The organism is Bdellovibrio sp. HCB209 (assembly GCF_047306065.1).
Taxonomy (GTDB): Bacteria; Bdellovibrionota; Bdellovibrionia; order Bdellovibrionales; family Bdellovibrionaceae; genus Bdellovibrio.
Genome location: NZ_CP178618.1, coordinates 3,161,953 through 3,180,573 on the forward strand (window position 1 = coordinate 3,161,953; position 18,621 = coordinate 3,180,573).

The 18,621-nt window shown below is 45.6% G+C and carries 18 protein-coding genes; 9 read left to right on the forward strand and 9 right to left on the reverse strand.

Features of this window, described 5'->3' with window-relative positions; genetic code table 11:
- Position 1 precedes the first annotated feature (1 nt).
- Positions 2–676, forward strand: a complete 675-nt coding sequence (locus ACLVWP_RS15365) for a hypothetical protein (protein WP_413558491.1) — start codon at positions 2–4, stop codon at positions 674–676.
- A 2-nt stretch (positions 677–678) separates the two neighbouring features.
- Here the strand turns inward: ACLVWP_RS15365 and sfsA are convergent, their stop codons facing one another.
- Positions 679–1,410, reverse strand: a complete 732-nt coding sequence (gene sfsA / locus ACLVWP_RS15370) for a DNA/RNA nuclease SfsA (protein WP_413558492.1) — start codon at positions 1,408–1,410, stop codon at positions 679–681.
- A gap of 183 nt (positions 1,411–1,593) precedes the next feature.
- Here sfsA and ACLVWP_RS15375 point away from each other — a divergent pair, with 183 nt between their 5' ends.
- Positions 1,594–3,234: a 2-oxo acid dehydrogenase subunit E2 gene (locus ACLVWP_RS15375; protein WP_413558493.1), complete on the forward strand. Its 1,641-nt coding sequence runs from the start codon at positions 1,594–1,596 to the stop codon at positions 3,232–3,234.
- A gap of 1 nt (position 3,235) precedes the next feature.
- Positions 3,236–4,660, forward strand: a complete 1,425-nt coding sequence (gene lpdA, locus ACLVWP_RS15380; protein WP_413558495.1) for a dihydrolipoyl dehydrogenase — start codon at positions 3,236–3,238, stop codon at positions 4,658–4,660.
- Between the two features lie 86 nt (positions 4,661–4,746).
- On the opposite strand, the gene ACLVWP_RS15385 is transcribed toward lpdA, so the two are convergent.
- Together ACLVWP_RS15385 and ACLVWP_RS15390 are read right to left on the reverse strand one after the other, a co-directional pair.
- A complete protein-coding gene (locus ACLVWP_RS15385; protein WP_413558496.1) occupies positions 4,747–5,889 on the reverse strand; it encodes a hypothetical protein in 1,143 nt (380 codons plus the stop codon).
- A gap of 33 nt (positions 5,890–5,922) precedes the next feature.
- Positions 5,923–7,203 (reverse strand): acetyl-CoA C-acetyltransferase, encoded by a 1,281-nt coding sequence (locus tag ACLVWP_RS15390; protein WP_413558497.1) that lies wholly within the window; start codon positions 7,201–7,203, stop codon positions 5,923–5,925.
- Positions 7,204–7,258: 55 nt separating this feature from the next.
- Here ACLVWP_RS15390 and ACLVWP_RS15395 point away from each other — a divergent pair, with 55 nt between their 5' ends.
- Together ACLVWP_RS15395 and ACLVWP_RS15400 are read left to right on the forward strand one after the other, a co-directional pair.
- Positions 7,259–7,828: a TetR/AcrR family transcriptional regulator gene (locus ACLVWP_RS15395; RefSeq protein ID WP_413558499.1), complete on the forward strand. Its 570-nt coding sequence runs from the start codon at positions 7,259–7,261 to the stop codon at positions 7,826–7,828.
- A gap of 146 nt (positions 7,829–7,974) precedes the next feature.
- The gene (locus ACLVWP_RS15400) at positions 7,975–9,153 is read left to right on the forward strand and encodes a clostripain-related cysteine peptidase (RefSeq protein ID WP_413558500.1); all 1,179 of its coding nucleotides are present in this window, start codon (positions 7,975–7,977) and stop codon (positions 9,151–9,153) included.
- A 309-nt stretch (positions 9,154–9,462) separates the two neighbouring features.
- Here ACLVWP_RS15400 and ACLVWP_RS15405 read toward each other — a convergent pair whose 3' ends face one another.
- From ACLVWP_RS15405 to ACLVWP_RS15425, 5 genes are all read right to left on the reverse strand, one after another.
- Positions 9,463–11,073, reverse strand: a complete 1,611-nt coding sequence (locus tag ACLVWP_RS15405; protein WP_413558502.1) for a hypothetical protein — start codon at positions 11,071–11,073, stop codon at positions 9,463–9,465.
- A 181-nt stretch (positions 11,074–11,254) separates the two neighbouring features.
- Positions 11,255–11,683, reverse strand: a complete 429-nt coding sequence (locus ACLVWP_RS15410) for a BLUF domain-containing protein (protein ID WP_413558503.1) — start codon at positions 11,681–11,683, stop codon at positions 11,255–11,257.
- The gene (locus ACLVWP_RS15415) at positions 11,683–12,105 is read right to left on the reverse strand and encodes a MaoC family dehydratase (protein WP_413558504.1); all 423 of its coding nucleotides are present in this window, start codon (positions 12,103–12,105) and stop codon (positions 11,683–11,685) included. Before ACLVWP_RS15415 ends, ACLVWP_RS15410 begins: the two co-directional genes overlap by 1 nt.
- A gap of 9 nt (positions 12,106–12,114) precedes the next feature.
- Positions 12,115–13,431 carry a PhoH family protein gene (locus ACLVWP_RS15420; RefSeq protein WP_413558506.1) on the reverse strand — a complete coding sequence of 439 codons (1,317 nt, stop codon included), beginning with the start codon at positions 13,429–13,431 and terminating at the stop codon, positions 12,115–12,117.
- A gap of 190 nt (positions 13,432–13,621) precedes the next feature.
- Positions 13,622–14,131: a PilZ domain-containing protein gene (locus ACLVWP_RS15425; RefSeq protein WP_413558508.1), complete on the reverse strand. Its 510-nt coding sequence runs from the start codon at positions 14,129–14,131 to the stop codon at positions 13,622–13,624.
- Positions 14,132–14,224: 93 nt separating this feature from the next.
- On the opposite strand from ACLVWP_RS15425, the gene ACLVWP_RS15430 reads away from it, so the two are divergent.
- Positions 14,225–15,124 (forward strand): TonB family protein, encoded by a 900-nt coding sequence (locus ACLVWP_RS15430; protein ID WP_413558510.1) that lies wholly within the window; start codon positions 14,225–14,227, stop codon positions 15,122–15,124.
- Between the two features lies 1 nt (position 15,125).
- Here the strand turns inward: ACLVWP_RS15430 and msrB are convergent, their stop codons facing one another.
- Positions 15,126–15,539 (reverse strand): peptide-methionine (R)-S-oxide reductase MsrB, encoded by a 414-nt coding sequence (gene msrB, locus ACLVWP_RS15435; protein ID WP_413558512.1) that lies wholly within the window; start codon positions 15,537–15,539, stop codon positions 15,126–15,128.
- A gap of 90 nt (positions 15,540–15,629) precedes the next feature.
- Between msrB and ACLVWP_RS15440 the strand changes: the two genes are divergently transcribed.
- The 3 genes from ACLVWP_RS15440 to ACLVWP_RS15450 all read left to right on the forward strand — a co-directional run bounded on the left by ACLVWP_RS15440 (position 15,630) and on the right by ACLVWP_RS15450 (position 18,617).
- The gene (locus ACLVWP_RS15440) at positions 15,630–16,202 is read left to right on the forward strand and encodes an outer membrane protein (RefSeq protein ID WP_413558513.1); all 573 of its coding nucleotides are present in this window, start codon (positions 15,630–15,632) and stop codon (positions 16,200–16,202) included.
- A complete protein-coding gene (locus ACLVWP_RS15445; protein ID WP_413558515.1) occupies positions 16,190–17,317 on the forward strand; it encodes an aminopeptidase in 1,128 nt (375 codons plus the stop codon). Before ACLVWP_RS15440 ends, ACLVWP_RS15445 begins: the two co-directional genes overlap by 13 nt.
- Positions 17,318–18,005: 688 nt before the next feature.
- On the forward strand, positions 18,006–18,617 hold the full coding sequence (locus ACLVWP_RS15450; protein ID WP_413558516.1) for an RNA polymerase sigma factor: 612 nt from the start codon (positions 18,006–18,008) through the stop codon (positions 18,615–18,617).
- Positions 18,618–18,621: the final 4 nt, after the last annotated feature.

Here is an 18,621-nt window from a genome sequence, read left to right on the forward strand (position 1 = left end):
CATGAAACTTCTGAACCTAATTCCCCTCGTTTTTCTAACTCTCACGGCCTGCTATGATCCTGCAGATATCAGTTACACTCCCCCAGAATTCCCCGATAAACCCGTATTTCAAGATTTCACCTATGAGGGATCATCGAGCAGCGTAAATTTCAAAATCATCGCCGCAGATCCTGATGCGCCCAAACTGCCCGCACACGTAAGTGTGAATATTGAGCGTAAAAGTCCCTATGCCGAAAACTTAGTAGTTGCTGCTTTAGATAGTATTTATGAACGCATGCTCACAGTTCGTGATAACGATCAAACCATCACCTTTGGATGTGATGGAACAGATCAAGTTGTGGAGTTGGCTAGCTCCATCAGAGCTCAGGAAGTGATCCTTTGTGGAAATCTGTTGGTGCCTCAAAATTTTGAGATTCACGCCACTCGCTTAGCGCTATCAGATGCAAATCTTACGACGGAGATTAAAGAGAACGATGAATCCCCAAACATGGTCAGTTTTTGGGCGCTTGAAGTTATCTTGATGGGAGAAAACAGTCTGACCCTAAAAGGTAAGCAAGACGGAGACAGCATCAGCATGGCTCCATCTGCATTCTTTACTGTGGGGGATGTTATCGGATTTGGTTACCTTGATATTTTCTCTGCCAAATCCGTTCGCAAATACCAAGTTCTAAATTAGGCCTATAACTTTACCGGGAGCAACATCTCTGAAAGAGTTGCTTCCGTGGGAGTAAGGTCGACGATCAAGGGAGAAATTTTTAAACCTTTTTTGAAAGCCTCTCGCAACAATCTGCCATACTCAGGATCGATATCATCTGCGGGAGCAAACGTTCCGCAGTCATGACGTTGCACTGTGAAGACCAACTCTGCCGTGTGTCCTTGCTCCATTAATGCCATTAATTCTCTGATATGTTTTTGCCCACGTTCAGTGACAGCATCTGGGAATTTCGCAACACCGTCCTCACCCAAAGTGACATTTTTAACTTCGATGAAATGCATTTTGTCGGAGTCTTTTTTCTTAAGAGCAAAATCCAAACGCGTTTCTGCAGAGATTTTATATTCTGGTTTTGCCTCATCAAATGAAGCCCAGTGAGCAAAGCTGCCCACTTCGTCTTTGTGTTTACCGATCACTCTCAATACGGTTTCTTTAACGACCGTGTTTGGGGTCGATGTGTTCACTCCCACCCAAGAGCCTGATGGGGCTTTGATCATTTCTAAGGTGAACTTTAACTTACGTTCTGGGTTGTCTGATTCGGAAATCAGGCAAAGCTGGCCGGGATTGTTAACGCTTTTCATGCTTCCCGTGTTTGGAACATGGGCTACGACGGTCTGCCCTTGGTACTCCACATCCGCGAAAAAGCGTTTATAGCGTTTCAGGAAGGTTCCTTCGAGCAGTTTACGAGAATATTTCATGGGGCCCCCAAATTGAGTTGTAAAATAGCAACTCGAAACGCCCAAATTCAACCCTGAAACCGCTATGTTGCAGAGGGAAAAACCAATTTATTTATGCATAGTGTTAATCGGTGCAAATCCGCCCCCCTCGAAATAGAAGGGAGTGTTTGATTTTAAAGGCTAATATTGAAAGGAACTCCCTGTATGGCAACTGATGTAAAACTGCCTGAACTTGGCGAAGGCGTCACTGAAGGTGAATTGGTTAAATGGTTGGTTCAACCTGGTGACTCTGTAAAAGCAGATCAACCTATCGCTGAAGTATTAACTGACAAAGCAACTGTAGAGGTTCCATCTCCAGTAGCTGGTACTGTAAAAGATTTGAAATTTAAACCGGGCCAAGTTGTTAAAGTTGGTTCGACGATGATCGCTCTTGATGGCAATGGCGCAGCGGCAGCTAAACCTGCAGCGGCTCCAGCAGCAGCAGCTCCGGCTCCTGCGGCAAAAGCATCTACTCCAGCTCCTGCGGCAAAAGCATCTACTCCAGCTCCTGCAGCTGGCGGTAAAGCACAAGACGTAAAACTTCCTGAACTTGGTGAGGGCGTTACTGAAGGCGAACTAGTAAAATGGTTGGTTAAATCTGGTGACTCTGTAAAAGCTGATCAAGCGATCGCTGAAGTTCTAACTGACAAAGCCACTGTTGAAGTTCCGACTCCAGTAGCGGGTGTTGTTGGTGAATTGAAATTCAAAGCCGGCGACGTTGTTAAAGTTGGATCTACAATGATCACTTTGACTGGCGCAGGTGGTGCAGCAGCAGCTCCGGCGGCTCCAGCTCCTCAAGCTTCTGCTCCGGCAGCGGCTCCGGCAGCGGCTCCAGCAGCTACTTCTTCTGCAGCTACAGCAACCGGCATCTTCCCGCCTGTTGCTGATTCTAAAGTTCTTGCGACTCCGGCGACTCGCCGTCTTGCTCGCGAGACTGGTGTTGATATCAATGCATTGTCTGGTTCTGGTCTTGCGGGTCGTGTAACTCGTGAAGACGTTTTGTCAGCAGGTGGTGGCGCAGCTGCTACTACTTCTTCTGCAAAAGCTCCAGCAGCTGGTGGTATGACTATTCCAAGACCTGCTTACCAAGGTGTTGCTGGTGCTCCTGAAGAGCGCGTAGCTCTTATCGGTATCCGCAAACGTATCGCTGAAAACATGCAGCGTTCAAAACAAATCATCCCTCACTTCACTATCATGGATGAAGCTAAGGTTGATGCTTTGGTTGCGCTTCGTGAGTCTTTGAAAGACTTCGCAGAGAAAAACGGAACTAAGATCACTTATCTTCCAATCGTAATGAAAGCTATGGTTGCGACGATCCGTGAATTCCCAATGTTCAACGCTTCTATCGACGATGCTGCTGGTGAAATCGTTTACAAAAAATATTTCAACATCGGTTTCGCAGCTGACACTCCAACAGGTTTGGTTGTTCCAGTTATCAAAAACGCGGATCAAAAAACGATCTTGGAAATCTCTAAAGAGATCATCGACCTTTCTAAACGTGCCCGTGATGGCAAGTTGAAACCAGATGAAATGAAAGGCGCTTGCATCACTGTGACGAACATCGGTTCTATCGGTGGTACTTACGCGACTCCAGTGATCAACCACCCTGAAGTGGCGATCCTTGGTATGTACAAAATCGACGAAAAACCAGTTATCAAAGATGGCCAATTGAAAGCTATCAAAACGATGAACTACACAATGACTGCCGATCACCGTTTGATCGACGGCGCATTGGCTGCAAGATTCTTGGCTGCCTTCATCGGCCGTATCGAGAATCCAGGTAAACTAATGGTGGAGATGCTATAAGATGGCTCAATCTTTTGACGTAGTAGTAATTGGTGCGGGTCCTGGTGGTTATGTTGCCGCTATCCGCTCTGCTCAACTTGGTTTTAAAACTGCTGTTATCGAACGTGAATTCTTGGGTGGCGTGTGCTTGAACGTGGGTTGTATCCCATCTAAAGCGATGATCACTGCGACTCACCTTCTTCACAAAGCTCAACATAACTTCAAAGATATGGGCTTGATGATCAAAGGCGATATCAACGTTGATATGAAACAACTTGTGAAGTGGAAACAATCCGTTTCTGACAAAATGTCTAGCGGCGTGGGTCAACTTCTTAAAGGTTACGGCGTAACTCATATTAAGGGTGACGCTGAATTCAAATCTTCTAAAGAAATCTCTGTTAAATCATCTGCAGGTACTGAGTCTATCACGGCTAAGTACTTCATCGTGGCTACAGGTTCTCGTCCAATTGAAATCCCTGGTTTCAAATTCGATGAAAAAGACATCTGCTCTTCTACTGGCGCATTGGCATTCGACGAAATTCCAAAACGCGTAGCAGTTATCGGTGGTGGTTATATCGGTCTAGAGATCTCTTCTTACCTACGTAAATTGGGTACTGAAGTGACTGTGATCGAAGCAATGCCTTCACTGCTTGCTGGTGTTGTTGATCCAGATTGCGCAAACATCGTTGTACGTAAGCTTGATAAAGCTGGCGTAAAAATCATGTACGGTGCAAAAGCTAAATCTCAGAAAAAAGCGAAAGACGGCTACGAAGTTACTGTTGAAATCAACGGTAAAGACGAAGTTGTTAAATGCGATAAGATCCTAGTAACTGTTGGACGTCGTCCAAACGGTGACCAAGCGAACTTGAAAGCTGCGGGTATCGCAGTTGACGAACGTGGCTTTGTTAAAGTGGATGCTCAACGCAGAACGAACGTTTCAAACATCTTTGCTATCGGTGATATCTGTGGTCAACCAATGCTTGCTCACAAAGCTTCACACGAAGGTGTATTGGTTGCTGAAGTTATCTCTGGCGCTAATCGCGTTTACGACGCGAAAACAGTTCCAGCAGTTGTCTTCACGGACCCAGAAATCGCATCTGCAGGTATGACTGAAGCTGAAGCAAAAGCGAAAGGTCACACTGAGCTTAAGATCGGTAAATTCCCATTCGGTGCTAACGGCCGCGCTGTGAGCATGATGGAAACTGAAGGCTTCGTTAAAATGATCGCTGATGCGAAAACTCACGTTTTGTTGGGCGTTCACATTGTTGGTCCTGAAGCTTCTAACTTGATCTCTGAAGCAGTTCTTGCGATCGAGATGGGCGCACGCATTGAAGACTTGGCTCTTTCAATCCACCCTCACCCAACATTGGGCGAGACGATCATGGAATGTGCTGAGGCTACTTTGGGTCATGCGATCCACATCATCCAAAAGCCTTTGAAAAAATAGGCTGACGAATAAAAGCTAAAACTAAAAAGGGAGTTCCTAGGGAGCTCCCTTTTTTTGCGCTTAACCAAGCAATAGCCTGGCACCTTTTAGAGGATGTCGAGAGGGTTTGTGGATTTTGGCGTTGAGGTTTTTTCTCGGCCGATTAGGAAATCGAGTTTAACGTTGATCGACGTGGATGGCGTGAATCCATCATCTAATTTCCACTGGCACAGTGGCGCGATCTCGATAAAGATCCATTTTACTTTCTTGAAGCCTGTTCTGTAGGTCATACCAACGCCATAAATATCGCCGTACATTTCTAACTGAATCGAACGTGTACTAAAGCGTAAATCAAACGACACCAAGCTTTTATCTTCAAAGCTGTAAATCCAGGAAGGCCCATGAGTCGTGCTGAACACCGAGGGCTCACTCATGTACCAGTTCGCTTCATTCAAAAAACGGAACAAGAAATAACGACTGAAGGCATAGTCCGAAGTCACAGAGGACTTACTGGCCCACAGAGTTTCAGAATCCCAGCCCAGTTCATTCTGCCAGTAATCGACCCAATCTTCAGTCAGATAACTTTTCGCTAAACGAAGCTTACCGAAATAAGCTGGTGGCCATTTCCAGCGCACTCCCGCCTCTGTCGCGAAATCCCAAGGATTTTGTTCTTTGAATTCTTCTTTGGAAATTAGATCGTCTTCCAAGGCTGCTGTCGGTGGCTGATCGGGCTTACGATTCCAAAAGTCATTGAATGCTCGTTCGCGCTCTTTCAAGTTGGGAAGACTTAAGATCAAAGATGTCGAAAATGAATTATCGTAGGTCCCATTGTTGGCATTGTACTGAGTGCCTGTCGAAATTTTCAGACTGCTTTTGTAGTATTCATCCAAGGCTCTGGAGTTACCGAAAAGTCCGTCGACTTTATTAGCAAGCAAGATCACACGATCCGAAACCATATCACGAGAGCTGGCGATCATCTTGCCTGTGGCATCCAGAACACCTTGATTGAATTCCTCTGCCTGTTTTTTTATTTTTTGGCGTCGTTCTTGGCGAAGTTCTTTTTTTGTTGGCTTCGGCGGAGGTGGCGCGGGAACAGGTTCAGGCTCCACCAGAGGTGTTTCTGGAATGGACGCTGCTTCCGCTTCAATAGCATCAGCCTCTTGCTCGATCTGAGCAAAAGCGGGCTGAGTGATCAGTAAGAATGCGAACAGAAACTTAAACGACGACAAGCGACCTCTGACATTGATCATATAAGATCAATGTCAGTTGTCACGAAAACATGTTTATCTTTCTACGATAGCTGTTACACCCATGCCGCCCGCAGTACAGATCGAGATCAAACCGCGTCCGCTGCCTTTTTGAGACAACATTTTAGCCAACGAGATCAGGATACGACCACCAGTTGCTGCAAAGGGATGCCCAAGAGCCAAGGAACCACCGTTCACATTCAATTTACTGCGATCGATAGAACCCAATGCTTTAGTTAGACCCATTTTAGTGCGGCAGTACTCTTCAGACTCCCACGCTTTCAATGTACACAGCACTTGGCCCGCAAAGGCTTCGTGGATTTCATAGAAATCAAAGTCTTGCAAAGTCAGACCGTTGCGTTCAAGCATACGAGCGACCGCATAAGTAGGAGCCATCAACAGACCCTCACCACCAACGTAGTCCACTGCTGCAACTTCAACGTCTGTCAGGTAAGCCAAAACCGGAAGATCATGCTTTTTAGCGAAGTCTTCACTACCCAATAGTACCGCCGAAGCACCATCAGTGAGTGCCGTACTGTTACCCGCAGTCAGTGTTCCCGTACCCGTTTTATCAAAGGCAGGTTTTAGCTTCGCAAGCTTTTCAAGAGTCGTATCACCACGAACCAAAGTGTCTTTTTTTAGACCTTTGAAATCAAACACTAGATCTTTAAAGAATCCCGCGTCCCAAGCCTTCGCTGCGTTTTGATGACTGGCAAGAGCAAGTTTGTCTTGTTCAGCTTGAGAAATTTTCCATTCTTTAACCATCAATTCTGTGTGTTGGCCCATGGAAAGTCCCGTGCGCGGTTCAACCACCACTGGAAATTTTGGTTTAAGATCTTGCAGTTTGATTTGCGCAAACTTAGCCAGACGACCCGCCAAAGATTTTTCCTTTTGCGCATCCATCAACTTCCAAGTGAATTCGTGAGGCAAAACGCCTTGGATATCACTGTTCGTATCAGTACCACCGGCGATACCACTTTCAATTTGGCCCGCAGCGATTTTAAGACCGATATGCCATGCAGTTTCTAAACCCGTACCGCAGGCTCTTTGCACGTCATAACCTGGAGTGTGAGGATCAAGACCGGAACTCAAGACGCTTTCACGAGTCATGTTCCAGTCAGCAGCATTTTTCATAACTGCACCTGTGGAAACATCACCCACACGAACGCCTCTAATGTTGGTTTTATTCACAAGGTCTTGCAATACGGCAGTCATCAACTCTTGGTTGGAAGTACGCACGTAATTCGTTTGAGACTTTGTAAACGGAGTTCTGGAACCTGCTAGGATCGCTATGGGACGCATTTGTTTCGTTTTCATACAATGTCCTTTATGAAGGCTTGATTTATCTACCTATCGGTAGGTAGAATACATTATGGCAGTAAATAGTGCAACAAAACTTCAAGCAATAGAGATCGCCAAAGGCTATCTGCAACTCCGCGGTTTTAACGGCTTTAGCTTCCAAGATATTGCAGATGAGCTAGGTATCCGTAAGGCGAGCCTCCATTACTATTTCGCGTCCAAAGAGGACCTGGGCCTAGCTTTGATCGAGGACTACACTCATTCTTTTCAAGAATGGGCCAAAAAGCACGAAGAACTCGAACCTGTGGAGAAAATCAAAAAGTTCATCGACATGTACTACTTCTTTTCCCAGGACGACCTCAAAGTATGCCCAGGCGGCGTCTTTTGCATCGACTACAACACTCTCCCAACAAAACTAAAAAAAGCCGTCTCCGACTTCCAACAAAATACCCAAGACTGGCTAGAAGAAACAATCAGACAGGGCATCAAATCCAAAACCCTCAAGCCAACCTTAAAGCCAAAAGAAACAGCAGCCCTCTTCTACTCCACAGCTCAAGGCTCACTCCAAGTAGCAAGAATGCAAAACAACCCGAAGGTAATGAAAAACACCTGCCTCTCTCTACTATCCCTATTAGAAAAATAAGAACTCGCAACTCACCAAACTCCCTCCCCGTTAGCGGCGCCAAACATTTCTAGACGATCCAAAAGTCCTGAACATATGTTAAGTAAAGTGAGTCTAGTTCCAAAGTGGTGCTAGTCTTTATGAAGACCATTTTTCATGGAGGAAAAATGAACCACCTTTCGCGCGTTTTTGCCGTGTGCGTGCTATTGCTCGCAACATCTTTCGCTTCTGCTGCTCAAGAAATCAAAGAATGGAATATGTTGGTGTTCCTGAATGGCATCAACAACCTTGATACCTTCGGTCCAATGAATATCAATCAGATGGAGCAAGTAGGTTCCAACGAAAATGTAAACATCTTAGTTCAATGGGGTTCCGCTCAAAAAAATGACGTCACTCGTTTGTACATCACAAAAGATGAACAAACTGGAAAAGTAACTTCTCCCGTGGTTCAAAACTTGGGCGCTGTTGATATGGGCGACTGGAAAGAGCTAGTTAAATTTGTCGAGTGGGCAAATCAGAATTACCCAGCAAAAAAATACTTTATCGTAGTATGGGACCACGGCGGCGGCTGGCACTTAGCCTCCATCCCCGGCATGAAACCAATGGATATTTCTTGGGATGACAACACAGGCAACGTCATCACAACAGAACAACTAGGCCAAGCCATGGCAGAGTCCGCAAAAATCATCGGCCACAAAGTAGACGTGTACTCATCAGACGCCTGCCTAATGGGAATGGTCGAAGTAGCCTCTGAAATGTCAGACTCAGTTCAATACTACCTAGGCTCTCAAGATGTAGAACCAGGAGCAGGCTGGCCCTACGCAGACTTCCTAAAAAAATGGATGATCAACCCAACAATGAGCGCACCAGAGCTAGTAAAAACTCACGCAGCAGAATACCTAGCAGCCTACAACGGCGGAGTGTACGGCCACCGCAAAGTAACAATGTCAGCATATGATCTGTCTCACCTAAGCGCCTATGAACAATCCCTAAAACAACTAGGCGAAGAACTAATCAACCTAGATACTCCAGAATTAGCAAAAGTAGCCAGATCAGCAAAAAACGCAAAGCTATTCACCTACTGGGACTACCGCGACGTCATTGACTTCGTAGACCTAGTACAAAGAAACGGAATCACAACCCCAGCAATGCAAGCAGTCCGCGATACTCAAGCAAACTTCGTAATAGCCAACAGCCAAAACCAAGACAACAAAACCTGGGGCGTATCCATCTGGCTACCAACCAACAACAGCGATTACAGCGGCTACATCGAACGCTACCACGGCCTAAAATTCAACCAAAACACCAACTGGGCCAACCTAGTAACAAAAATCCAAGGCAAATAACTAAAATCTAAAAAGCGAAAACAAAAGGGAGCCAAAAGCTCCCTTCTTTCGTTCTAACACTGAGAGAGGGATTTTCTTTTTCTGCGCTGGGGGACTGACACGAGCACAGCGACCAGCGCCTGCGATGCAGCCACCTCCGTCGGCGCAGGATGCGCGAACCGCCAAAGGCGGCGACGGCGAGCCCGGAAGGCGTGTGGCGGAATCGCAGGCGCTGGACGATGGGATCGAGGCAGGCACCCAGTGCAGAAAAAGAAAAGCCCGGCTTATACCGGGCTTTTCAGGTTTCGAGATATTCCCCTACTCAACTTATTATTTCACACAAGAATAGTAAACTTGGTATTGCCCCTGCGGAAGGTCCGCTTCGAACACCATGTTCACACCGTTCACTGAGAATTTACCAGCATACGGTTGACCATCTTTCAACACCGACACTGATCTCATAGCATCAACTACCGGAGCACAAGTCAGAGTGAAAGTTTTCAAAGTTTTACGAACACCGTCAGCGATACCAGAAACTTGAGCCGCATAGTCAGCCGCACACACGTCACCGATCACACCACCAGTTAATTTAGAGAACTGTTCGTAGCGGTAACCGTAAGCGTAACCATTCGTAGACTTACAAGCTGTATCACCAGGACGAGTGATGATGGAGTGGAAGCTGAATGCTTTTTGACCACCATAAGTTTTGCTGATGAAGTTCAACAATGATTGCGGGTCATTTTTAGTACCGTTTTTAGATTCATCTTCGTCAGAGATAGTAAGTACTGCTAGTTGCGCATCAGGACGGATGAAGTTCACGTTACCACCACTTGCCGACAATGATCTTTCGATTGCACGGTAAGTTACATAGACCGCTTGCTCGTCACCAGAACCAGTTTCTGTACGTTGCAAAGTTGCACCCAACAATGATTGAGCTTCAGAGTCAGCCATTGCCGAAGTCAGAATGTACTGACCTTTTTTACCAGTTAATTGCACCAAGCGCCCGTCACCCAAAGTCACGTCACGTGGATCTGTCGTCGTAACCGCGATCTGCCAATCCAAACCTTTGATAACACTCAAAAGGTTTTGCACGCGTTTCGCCATGTTCTTTTGTTCGTATTCCATAGAGCCGGAGTTGTCGATCACGATCAACAAGTCGACTTTTTTGTTTGGAGTAACTTGAACGTTTTGAACAAGGGATCTGTATTTAGATGACACCTCAAAAGTGATGGATTTTGCAGATGAATGAGCAAGTTTATCTGTTGCTGATACAGCGAGTGTATAAGTTCCTGATACCATGCTTGGGATTTTAATTGTGTTTGTACCAGCTGCGCAGGTTTTAGCAACACCGGCGAAAGTACAAGTAACTTTGTCGATCCCGGAGCCTACGTCAGATACTGTAAATACGATTTCTACGTCAGAACCTTCTTCAACAGTTGAAGTTGGGTATTTCGCGAAAACGATATCAGGACCTGCTTCGTCAATTAGGATGCTTGCATTCAAACATTCTGATTCACGGTTGTCGTAGTCTTTATAACGAACGCTCAAAGTCACATTCTGATTTGTTTGTGCACTTTGATACATTTTTGAATCAACGAACGGCTCGTAAGTACCACCCGAGCAATCAGAACCAACTGAAAGCTTCAAGTAGGCCGCGCTGAAAACAGAGATAAATGACAACTCTAATTTAGAAGAGTCCGTCAATTTAGCGCCGTTATTAATTTGGAAGACTGCTGCTTCACCAGATGGTGGAACAGGAGTTGCCGAAGGGCTTGGTTCAACTGTAGGAGTAGGAGAAGGTTCAGTCACTACGCTGAAATCGTTGTTTGTATTTGTGCCGGAGCCAGCGCTACCGAACTCTACGCTTCCTTGGTTTTCTAAACATGCCGTAAGGTTGAAGCTGAGTGCTAATAGTAAGGCCCATCCTAGATTCTTCATCATATCCGCTCCTCATGTGCGTGTACCTACACATTGTTGCGGTATCTTCGGATGATTTTCAAAGCAATCTCACTCTGGGAAAGTTTCGTCTAGAGCTTCGACAACTGCGGTAAATTCGCCGTCAAAAAGTTCGTCACAACCGATAAAACTCAGTCACAGCAAGGGTTTGCGAGGGGTTGTCTTATTATTGGAATGGCGGAGCCGAGGCTCTGAACTTGCGCACTAAGGGCATGATTAGAGTTTTGCGATTGATGCCGCTATCAAGGCACGCAGAGAAAAACTCGAGCAAATCCTTCGTGGTATTCGCTTCAATATCACCATCAAGGAACGCCATCGTCCAATCACCGAACAGACGCTTTTCACTTTTCTCTTGGATCAAAACATTCAGAGTGTGATTGCGACTGTCTTCGCGAATGGTGTTCACCAATGCGCGAATCTTATCTTCATCGCCCTCAAGAACTTGTAGGAAGTAGCCTTCGCGCAAAATAAGAACGCCCGTGATATTATCGCGGGCGTTGTTTTTTCGTGATGAATTTAGAATATTACGAATATCAGTGTAACTGATACTGTCAGAAGCAACGCTTACATAAACGAGGTGAAAAACCTGGCTCATTACTTCGGAATGGCGAAATCTTTCGCCATCATGATAACGGCTTCACCTTTAACAACCATGTCACCGTTTTCTTTAGTTACATTTGTTTCCACAGTTGCGATGCCTTTTTCTTTGCGCATCGCTGTGATCTTAATAGTGATTGTGATTGTGTCGTCGATGAAAACCGGGTTTACGAATTTCATAGATTGACCAAGATAGATACCGCCCTCACCGATACATTCAACAAGAGCTCTGGAGATCAGAGCCCCTGCGATCATACCGTGAGCGATACGACGGCCGAAACGAGTTCCAGCCGCGTAAGCATCGTCCAAATGGATAGGATTGTGATCTCCAGACAACTCAGCAAACTGACGAACCATTTTGTCAGTCACCTTTACTGAAGTTGATTTTGTGAAACCTACATCTACATTTGGAACCTGCATCTCTTACTCCTACATGATATTCGCTGCTAGCTCTGCAAGTGGCGAACGTTCACCTTTAGTCAGTGTTACGTGTGCCGCAATTGCATGGCCTTTAAATCTCTCAACCGCGTACGTCAGACCGCTGTTCGCTGAGTCTACGTATGGGTTATCAATCTGATAAACGTCACCAGTCAGAACTACTTTCGTCCCTTGACCAGCACGCGTAACAATTGTCTTGATCTCGTGCGGAGTCAAGTTTTGAGCTTCGTCCACGATCAGGTATTGCTTAGGAATGCTGCGACCGCGAATATAAGTCAGCGGCTCAATGTTTAACATGCCTTGATTGATTAGTTCTTGAGCACGACCGGCTGCTTTTTTGTCCGCACCCATCAGAAACTCTACGTTATCGAAAATTGGCTGCATCCAAGGATTTAGTTTCTGCTCGATGTCACCAGGTAGGTAACCGATGTCGCGACCCATTGGGAAGATCGGACGGGAAACCAACAATCTTTGGTATTGCCCTTGATCCAAAGCTTTATGCAAGCCTGCTGCGATCGCCATCAATGTTTTACCCGTACCAGCTTTACCCACCAAGGATACGAACATGATTTCGTCGTTCAACAAGCAATCCAATGCGAAAGCCTGTTCAACGTTACGTGCATGAATACCCCAAATAGAGTCAGCAGCTTGAACCAAAGGAACAATAGCTTTGGCTTCTAAGCTGTAGCGACCGATTGCGGAGTGATTTGGATTCGACGAATCCTTCATGATCACATACTGGTTGGCATAAAGCTTCACATCCGTCTCAAAGCGTTTGTCTTTGTAGAAAGAATCGATTTGTGCCGGAGTGATAGCGATCTCTTGATAACCTTCGTACAAGTCATCGCGGTTGACATCATTTGCATCATAGTCAGTAGCAACCACACCGTAAACGTCAGCTTTGATACGAAGATTGATGTCCTTCGTGATCAATTCAACTTTATAACGAGGATGTTGTTTTTGAAGAGCTAGCGCCGTATTCAAGATACGGTTATCAGCTTTCTGCGCGTCCATCTCTGCGGGCATACCTGCAAGCATGTAGTCCGTGTTGATGTAAACCATGGTCTCAGTGTTTTCGATCTGAACACCACTTGCCAATGAGCCCTTACCACGAAGTACGTCGATAAAGCGGCTGAACTGACGAGCATTTCGACCGTTTTCACCTTGGTCTCTTTTAAATCTGTCGACCTCTTCGATAACGGAGATAGGAATGTGAACGTCGGCCTCACCGAAGCGCATGATCGCCTGGGAATCGAACAGGATCACGTTGGTATCGACGACTACTTTTCTGCGTTTTGCTTTGCTCAAGGACAACCCTCCGTAGTTAAGAGCTGGATAGCTCTAAAAAGACAATGGGACTTGCGGCATCCTAGCCTGCAGTAATTCGTCCACTGGACGATTTACTCCCACAGCTAAATTGCAACAAATCCCACGACCAAAGTCTACGGAAAAGGTTTCGGAAGCAAAAGAAAGAGCGGCGCCCTTTCTTGAGTTCCGGTTAAGAAATATTTGAAACTTGAACGTCGCCAGAGTCTGTTTTCAAAGACGCGCTGACGTTTTCGATGAACTTAACAAAATGATGAAGTGCAACATCGTTCAAAGTGCCTTTTACAAAGTTAGCACCGTGACGAACAGTACCTTCATCTTCAATCACACGAAGATTTGAAACGTTGATTGTGAATGGGAAGTACGTTGAGTGATTTAGATAAACACGCATTGCAACTTCTTCGTCCATTTGGAATGAACCTTCTTGAAGATCCATATCGAAGGCCAAACCATTCTCCGAAATGTCGTACAAAGCGACTTTCATCAAACCTTGCTCAGGAAGCACTACGAATGCACCCACGAACTCTGTCAAAATGGTGCGCTTCACATCACGACGCTCACGGCTCAGCATCTCCTGACGAGCTTCTGTCATATCCAGAACCTCACCTTTGCTGCCTTTGTGGCCAATTTCCAAAGAATTCTGAGTTCTTAGGCGTTGTGTGATGTCTAAAACTTTCCCCATTTATCCCCCTGTATCGATAAGAACTTATCGGCAGAAAACGTTTCAACTTTAGCCACCTTGCACTTTGGTCCAGTTATGGCTTAAAATGAGACAATGAAGAGGATTCACGCGTTTATATTCGTCGCCATGGCCATCAGCTTATTGCTGCATTTGGGTCTTATCACTGGTGTGATAGTGCTCGCGCCCCTCTTTGAAAATCCAAAAACAGAGACTATCGAAGTCACTTTGGACTCCGCACCGACGACTCCCCTGAGCAATTCTAAAAAAGAACGCCAAGTGGTTCGCCAAGCATTGGTGCCGGATCAGTTGAAAGTTCCTGAAGATGAAACTATGGCCCGCTTTCTTTCTGATAAACGCCAACGCGTGAAACAAGAAGTGCAAGCTGCTGCCAATGGCATGACAGAGAACCGCACGAACACGTCGACCCTGCCAAAAAAATCCATGGATAAAGCACCTCAACAGGCGCAACAAAAAATGGACGTGGATAAAAACGACACTGACAAAGACGGCTACCGCACGGTCGACATCACCAAAGATCTGGCAGAGATGAATAGCTTAAGTCATGGCCAATCAACATCGGGTGATTCGTTGCCGACCGATGTGAAAGTGGGATCTTTCACGGCTTTGAATACAGATCGTTATCTGTTTTACTCGTTTTATGCCCGTATCGAGGAGTTGGTTCGTTATCGCTGGGAAACTCGCGTGCAGACTGCGATCAACGGCATGAATCCTTCGGTGGCTGTGAGTCTGAGCCGTCGTAACTGGAATACTCAGGTTGAGTTTTTGCTAGATAAAAAAGGCTACCTACAAAAAGCCATCATCATGAAAGAATCCGGCGTTGCTGGATTTGACTTGGCAGCTGTGAATGCGTTCAAAGAAGCGCGCATCTTCCCGAACCCTCCGCAAGAGATGGTTGAGGAAGACGGCTTCATTCATTTGAAATTCGTCTTCACTGTGCGCTATGCGCCGCCCACTTTAGTGAACAGCAACTGATCTATTTTTTTGGTACAAATTTTAAAGATGCAGAGTTGATGCAATAGCGAATCCCCAATGGTGGAGGACCGTCATCAAAGACGTGCCCCAAGTGAGCATTGGAATCTTTAGCACGGACTTCAGTGCGAACCATCCCGTGAGAGAAGTCAGGTTTTTCTATAACCACATCGGGAGAGATAGGCTTAGTAAAACTAGGCCAACCGCACTCAGAATCAAATTTATCTTCAGAGGAAAACAAGGGCTTTCCAGAAATCGCGTCGACATAAACGCCGGGCTCGGTGTGATTCCAAAAAGAATTCCTAAATGGCATCTCGGTGCCATTCTCGACCATGATCCGATATTGCTCCGGAGTCAGGAGTCTTTTAAGTTCAGCTTCATCTGAGGGCAATCCACATTTCAGTACTTTTTCAGTCATAGGACCATAGTAGAACTTCTGCTTCCTTTAGTCCAGAGAGGGGCGGATTTCATGTCACTCACCACTAAGCCTTGGTAATATCAGAGGAATATGAATAGATTTTTGTTAGCTTCGATCTTGTCAGTCGCGTCGATATTTTCTGTCACTGCCAACGCCATGAACGTGGAACTGGGTGCTCAGTACAGTCACAAGACTCAAACCTATGACACAAACAACTACAATGAAATGGAATCAGTAACAGGTTCGATGTCATTTTATTTGTGGGAACGAATCGCTCTAGAGATAAGTTACACGGATGCACAATCTGTTGTGGTTTCAAAAGCCTTCAGCGGAGATCCTAAGCGTACAACGATTCAAAAATCTCAAATCTTGGGATCTGACTTGATCCTGATCTTGGCTGATAAAAAAGCATTGTTCCAACCTTACATCAAAGGTGGGGTTGCACAAATCAGTCGTAAGCAAACGATCAAAATCGAAAACCAAGACACTTACGAAAATGAACCAGACAGCGCGATCGCTCCATCCTACGGTGTTGGTTTAAAAATTTCCCTAACGGATACCATGGGTATCAAAATCAGTTACGATGCCTGGGAAACTCCAATTGGCGGCGGCTCTAAAACCAACGACTCTGCGATCCGAGCCGGCATCACATGGATGCTTTAAAATATTTAGTCCTACTTTTCCCACTCTTAGCAGGCTGCCAAATTAATTATCTGGCAAGCTCTGCCTACAACCAAATGAAACTCCTCAATGCCCGCGTCCCGATCGACGAAGCATTGAAAGATCCAAAAATCAGCGATCAAGAAAAACGCAAACTGGAGCTAGCACAAAAAGCCCGCGCCTTTGCCGAAAATGATCTGCATTTGAAACCCACAGAGAACTACACATCTTACGTAAAGTTAGACAGACCTTACGTTACCTACGTAGTGAGTGCCGCCTATAAGTGGGAGCTAAAACATTATCAATGGTCCTACCCGTTCGTTGGCAAAATGCCTTACAAAGGCTACTTCAACGAAGAGGCCGCTAAAGAACAAGAACTAGAAATGCAAAAAGAAGATCTCGACACCTACATGCGCGGAGTCTCTGCCTACTCCACATTGGGATGGTTCAAAGATCCACTCCTAAGCTCGATGTTACGATATAAAGATTATGATTTAGTGAACACAATCATTCATGAAACCGTTCACGCCACTCTATATATCAAAAGCAGCGCCGACTTTAACGAAAGCTTAGCGATGTTCCTGGGCAACAAAGGTGCCGAGCAATACTATCTTAAAGAAGAGGGAGCAAACTCCCCGACACTCGCACAGATTAAAAAAGACAACGAAGACGACAAAACGTTTTCAAAGTTCATCTCTGCCGAATTAAAAGAGTTAGCAGACTGGTATAAAAATCTTCCCGCAGCAGAACGCATCGAAGAAAAAAGAATGGCCCGAATCCAAGCCATCCAAGAAAAGTTCAAAGAAAAAGTTCTGCCAACAATGAAAACCAAGAACTACGAAAAATTCACCACAGCCAAACTCAACAACGCAAGACTGTTAGTCTATAAAACCTATCTCCAAGACCTAGCAGACTTCGAAGCCCTGTACCAACAAAGCGGCAAGAGCTTCCAAATCTTCATCGAACGCTGCAAAGCCCTAGAAAAAGAAAAAGACCCCGCAAAAAAACTGAAAGAACTCATTGGCACAACAAATGAAAATGAGCTCCGCGCCAATATTCCATCAGCCGAAACCCAACAGGACCAAAAGAAAAAAGAATCCAAAATCCCCACGCACTAAGGTGCGCGAGAATCGAAAATTCGAAAGTCGAAAATAGAGCTGAGATTCAATTAAGAAAATACCTAAAAAGGTAGGGCCTACCTTTTTTAGGTAAGGACGTACCTAACGCACACCAAGGTGAACAAGGACCTGGCACCTTTTCGACACCGAATAATTAGTCTAGCAATTCAAAATGCAACCACGCGCACCGCTGCGGAATCTCCACGAGCGACATATATATGATGCAATTCAGTCCGCAGGAATTCCAAGGAACAATATAATCGATTGCACGACAAACGAGGCATTCCGCGGTGGCGAAAGAGCGCCTCCGTCGAGTTCCGCAGGCCTCTGTAGCCAGGACGAAGCAACACCCAAACATCGAACCAGATCGATTTTAAAATGCCAACTCAAACAAGAGCGAGGACTGTCCGAGCAAAGGAGGCGCTCCTTCGCCACTGCGGAATGCCGGCGCCTTGTCCCATAACAATCTCTTATACATCCCATAACCAATTCTTAAAAACATAAATTAAATCATATATTTAGAGCCGTTTTGACTCTGAAATTCTGGCACCCAGATTGCTATAAGGAAAGGTGTAGGTACTTCGGTTTGGGGGATCGAATTTACGAAGTACTGAGGGGGGGTCGAGATGACTCTTCAGGGAAAAAAATTCAGGAACGTTAACCGAATTTATACGGAAGCGAGTCATATATGCAGAAAGATCTAATTGTATTATCGGATCTTGAACTTGTTGAAAAAGTGAAGTCTGGGGATAGACGATCTTTTTCCGAACTCGTGAAACGACATCAAAGAAGTGTACTGCGACTGAGTTTGAGATTCATGAAGGACACGGATGCCGCGGAGGATGTTACTCAGGAAGCTTTCATCAAAGCTTACGAGAAACTGAATTCCTTTGAAGGGCGCGCTTCCTTTAAGAGCTGGTTGTTCCAGATCGCCGTAAATACTGCTCGTAATAAGTTGCGTGAGTTCAAAAGAGACACAGTTGATTTTGAAGATGCGAACTTGGCAGTAGATGCGGAGGCTGAAAACACTCTCGTTCACACGGCGGTGGCTGACATCCTTCAGAAAGAAGTAGACAAGCTGCCAATGAAGCAGAAAACAGCTTTGGTTCTGCGCGTGTACGAGGATCTTAGCTTTAACGAAATTGCTGATATTATGGAATGTCCATATGACACAGCTAAGGCGAACTACCGCCATGCCTTACTAAAACTACGTCAGACTTTTGAGGAGCAAGGTGACCTTAGAAGCTGGAGTGAAGAAGTTGGTGGCTTCTTCCAAACATACGCTGAAGCGGAAGGATAATGAG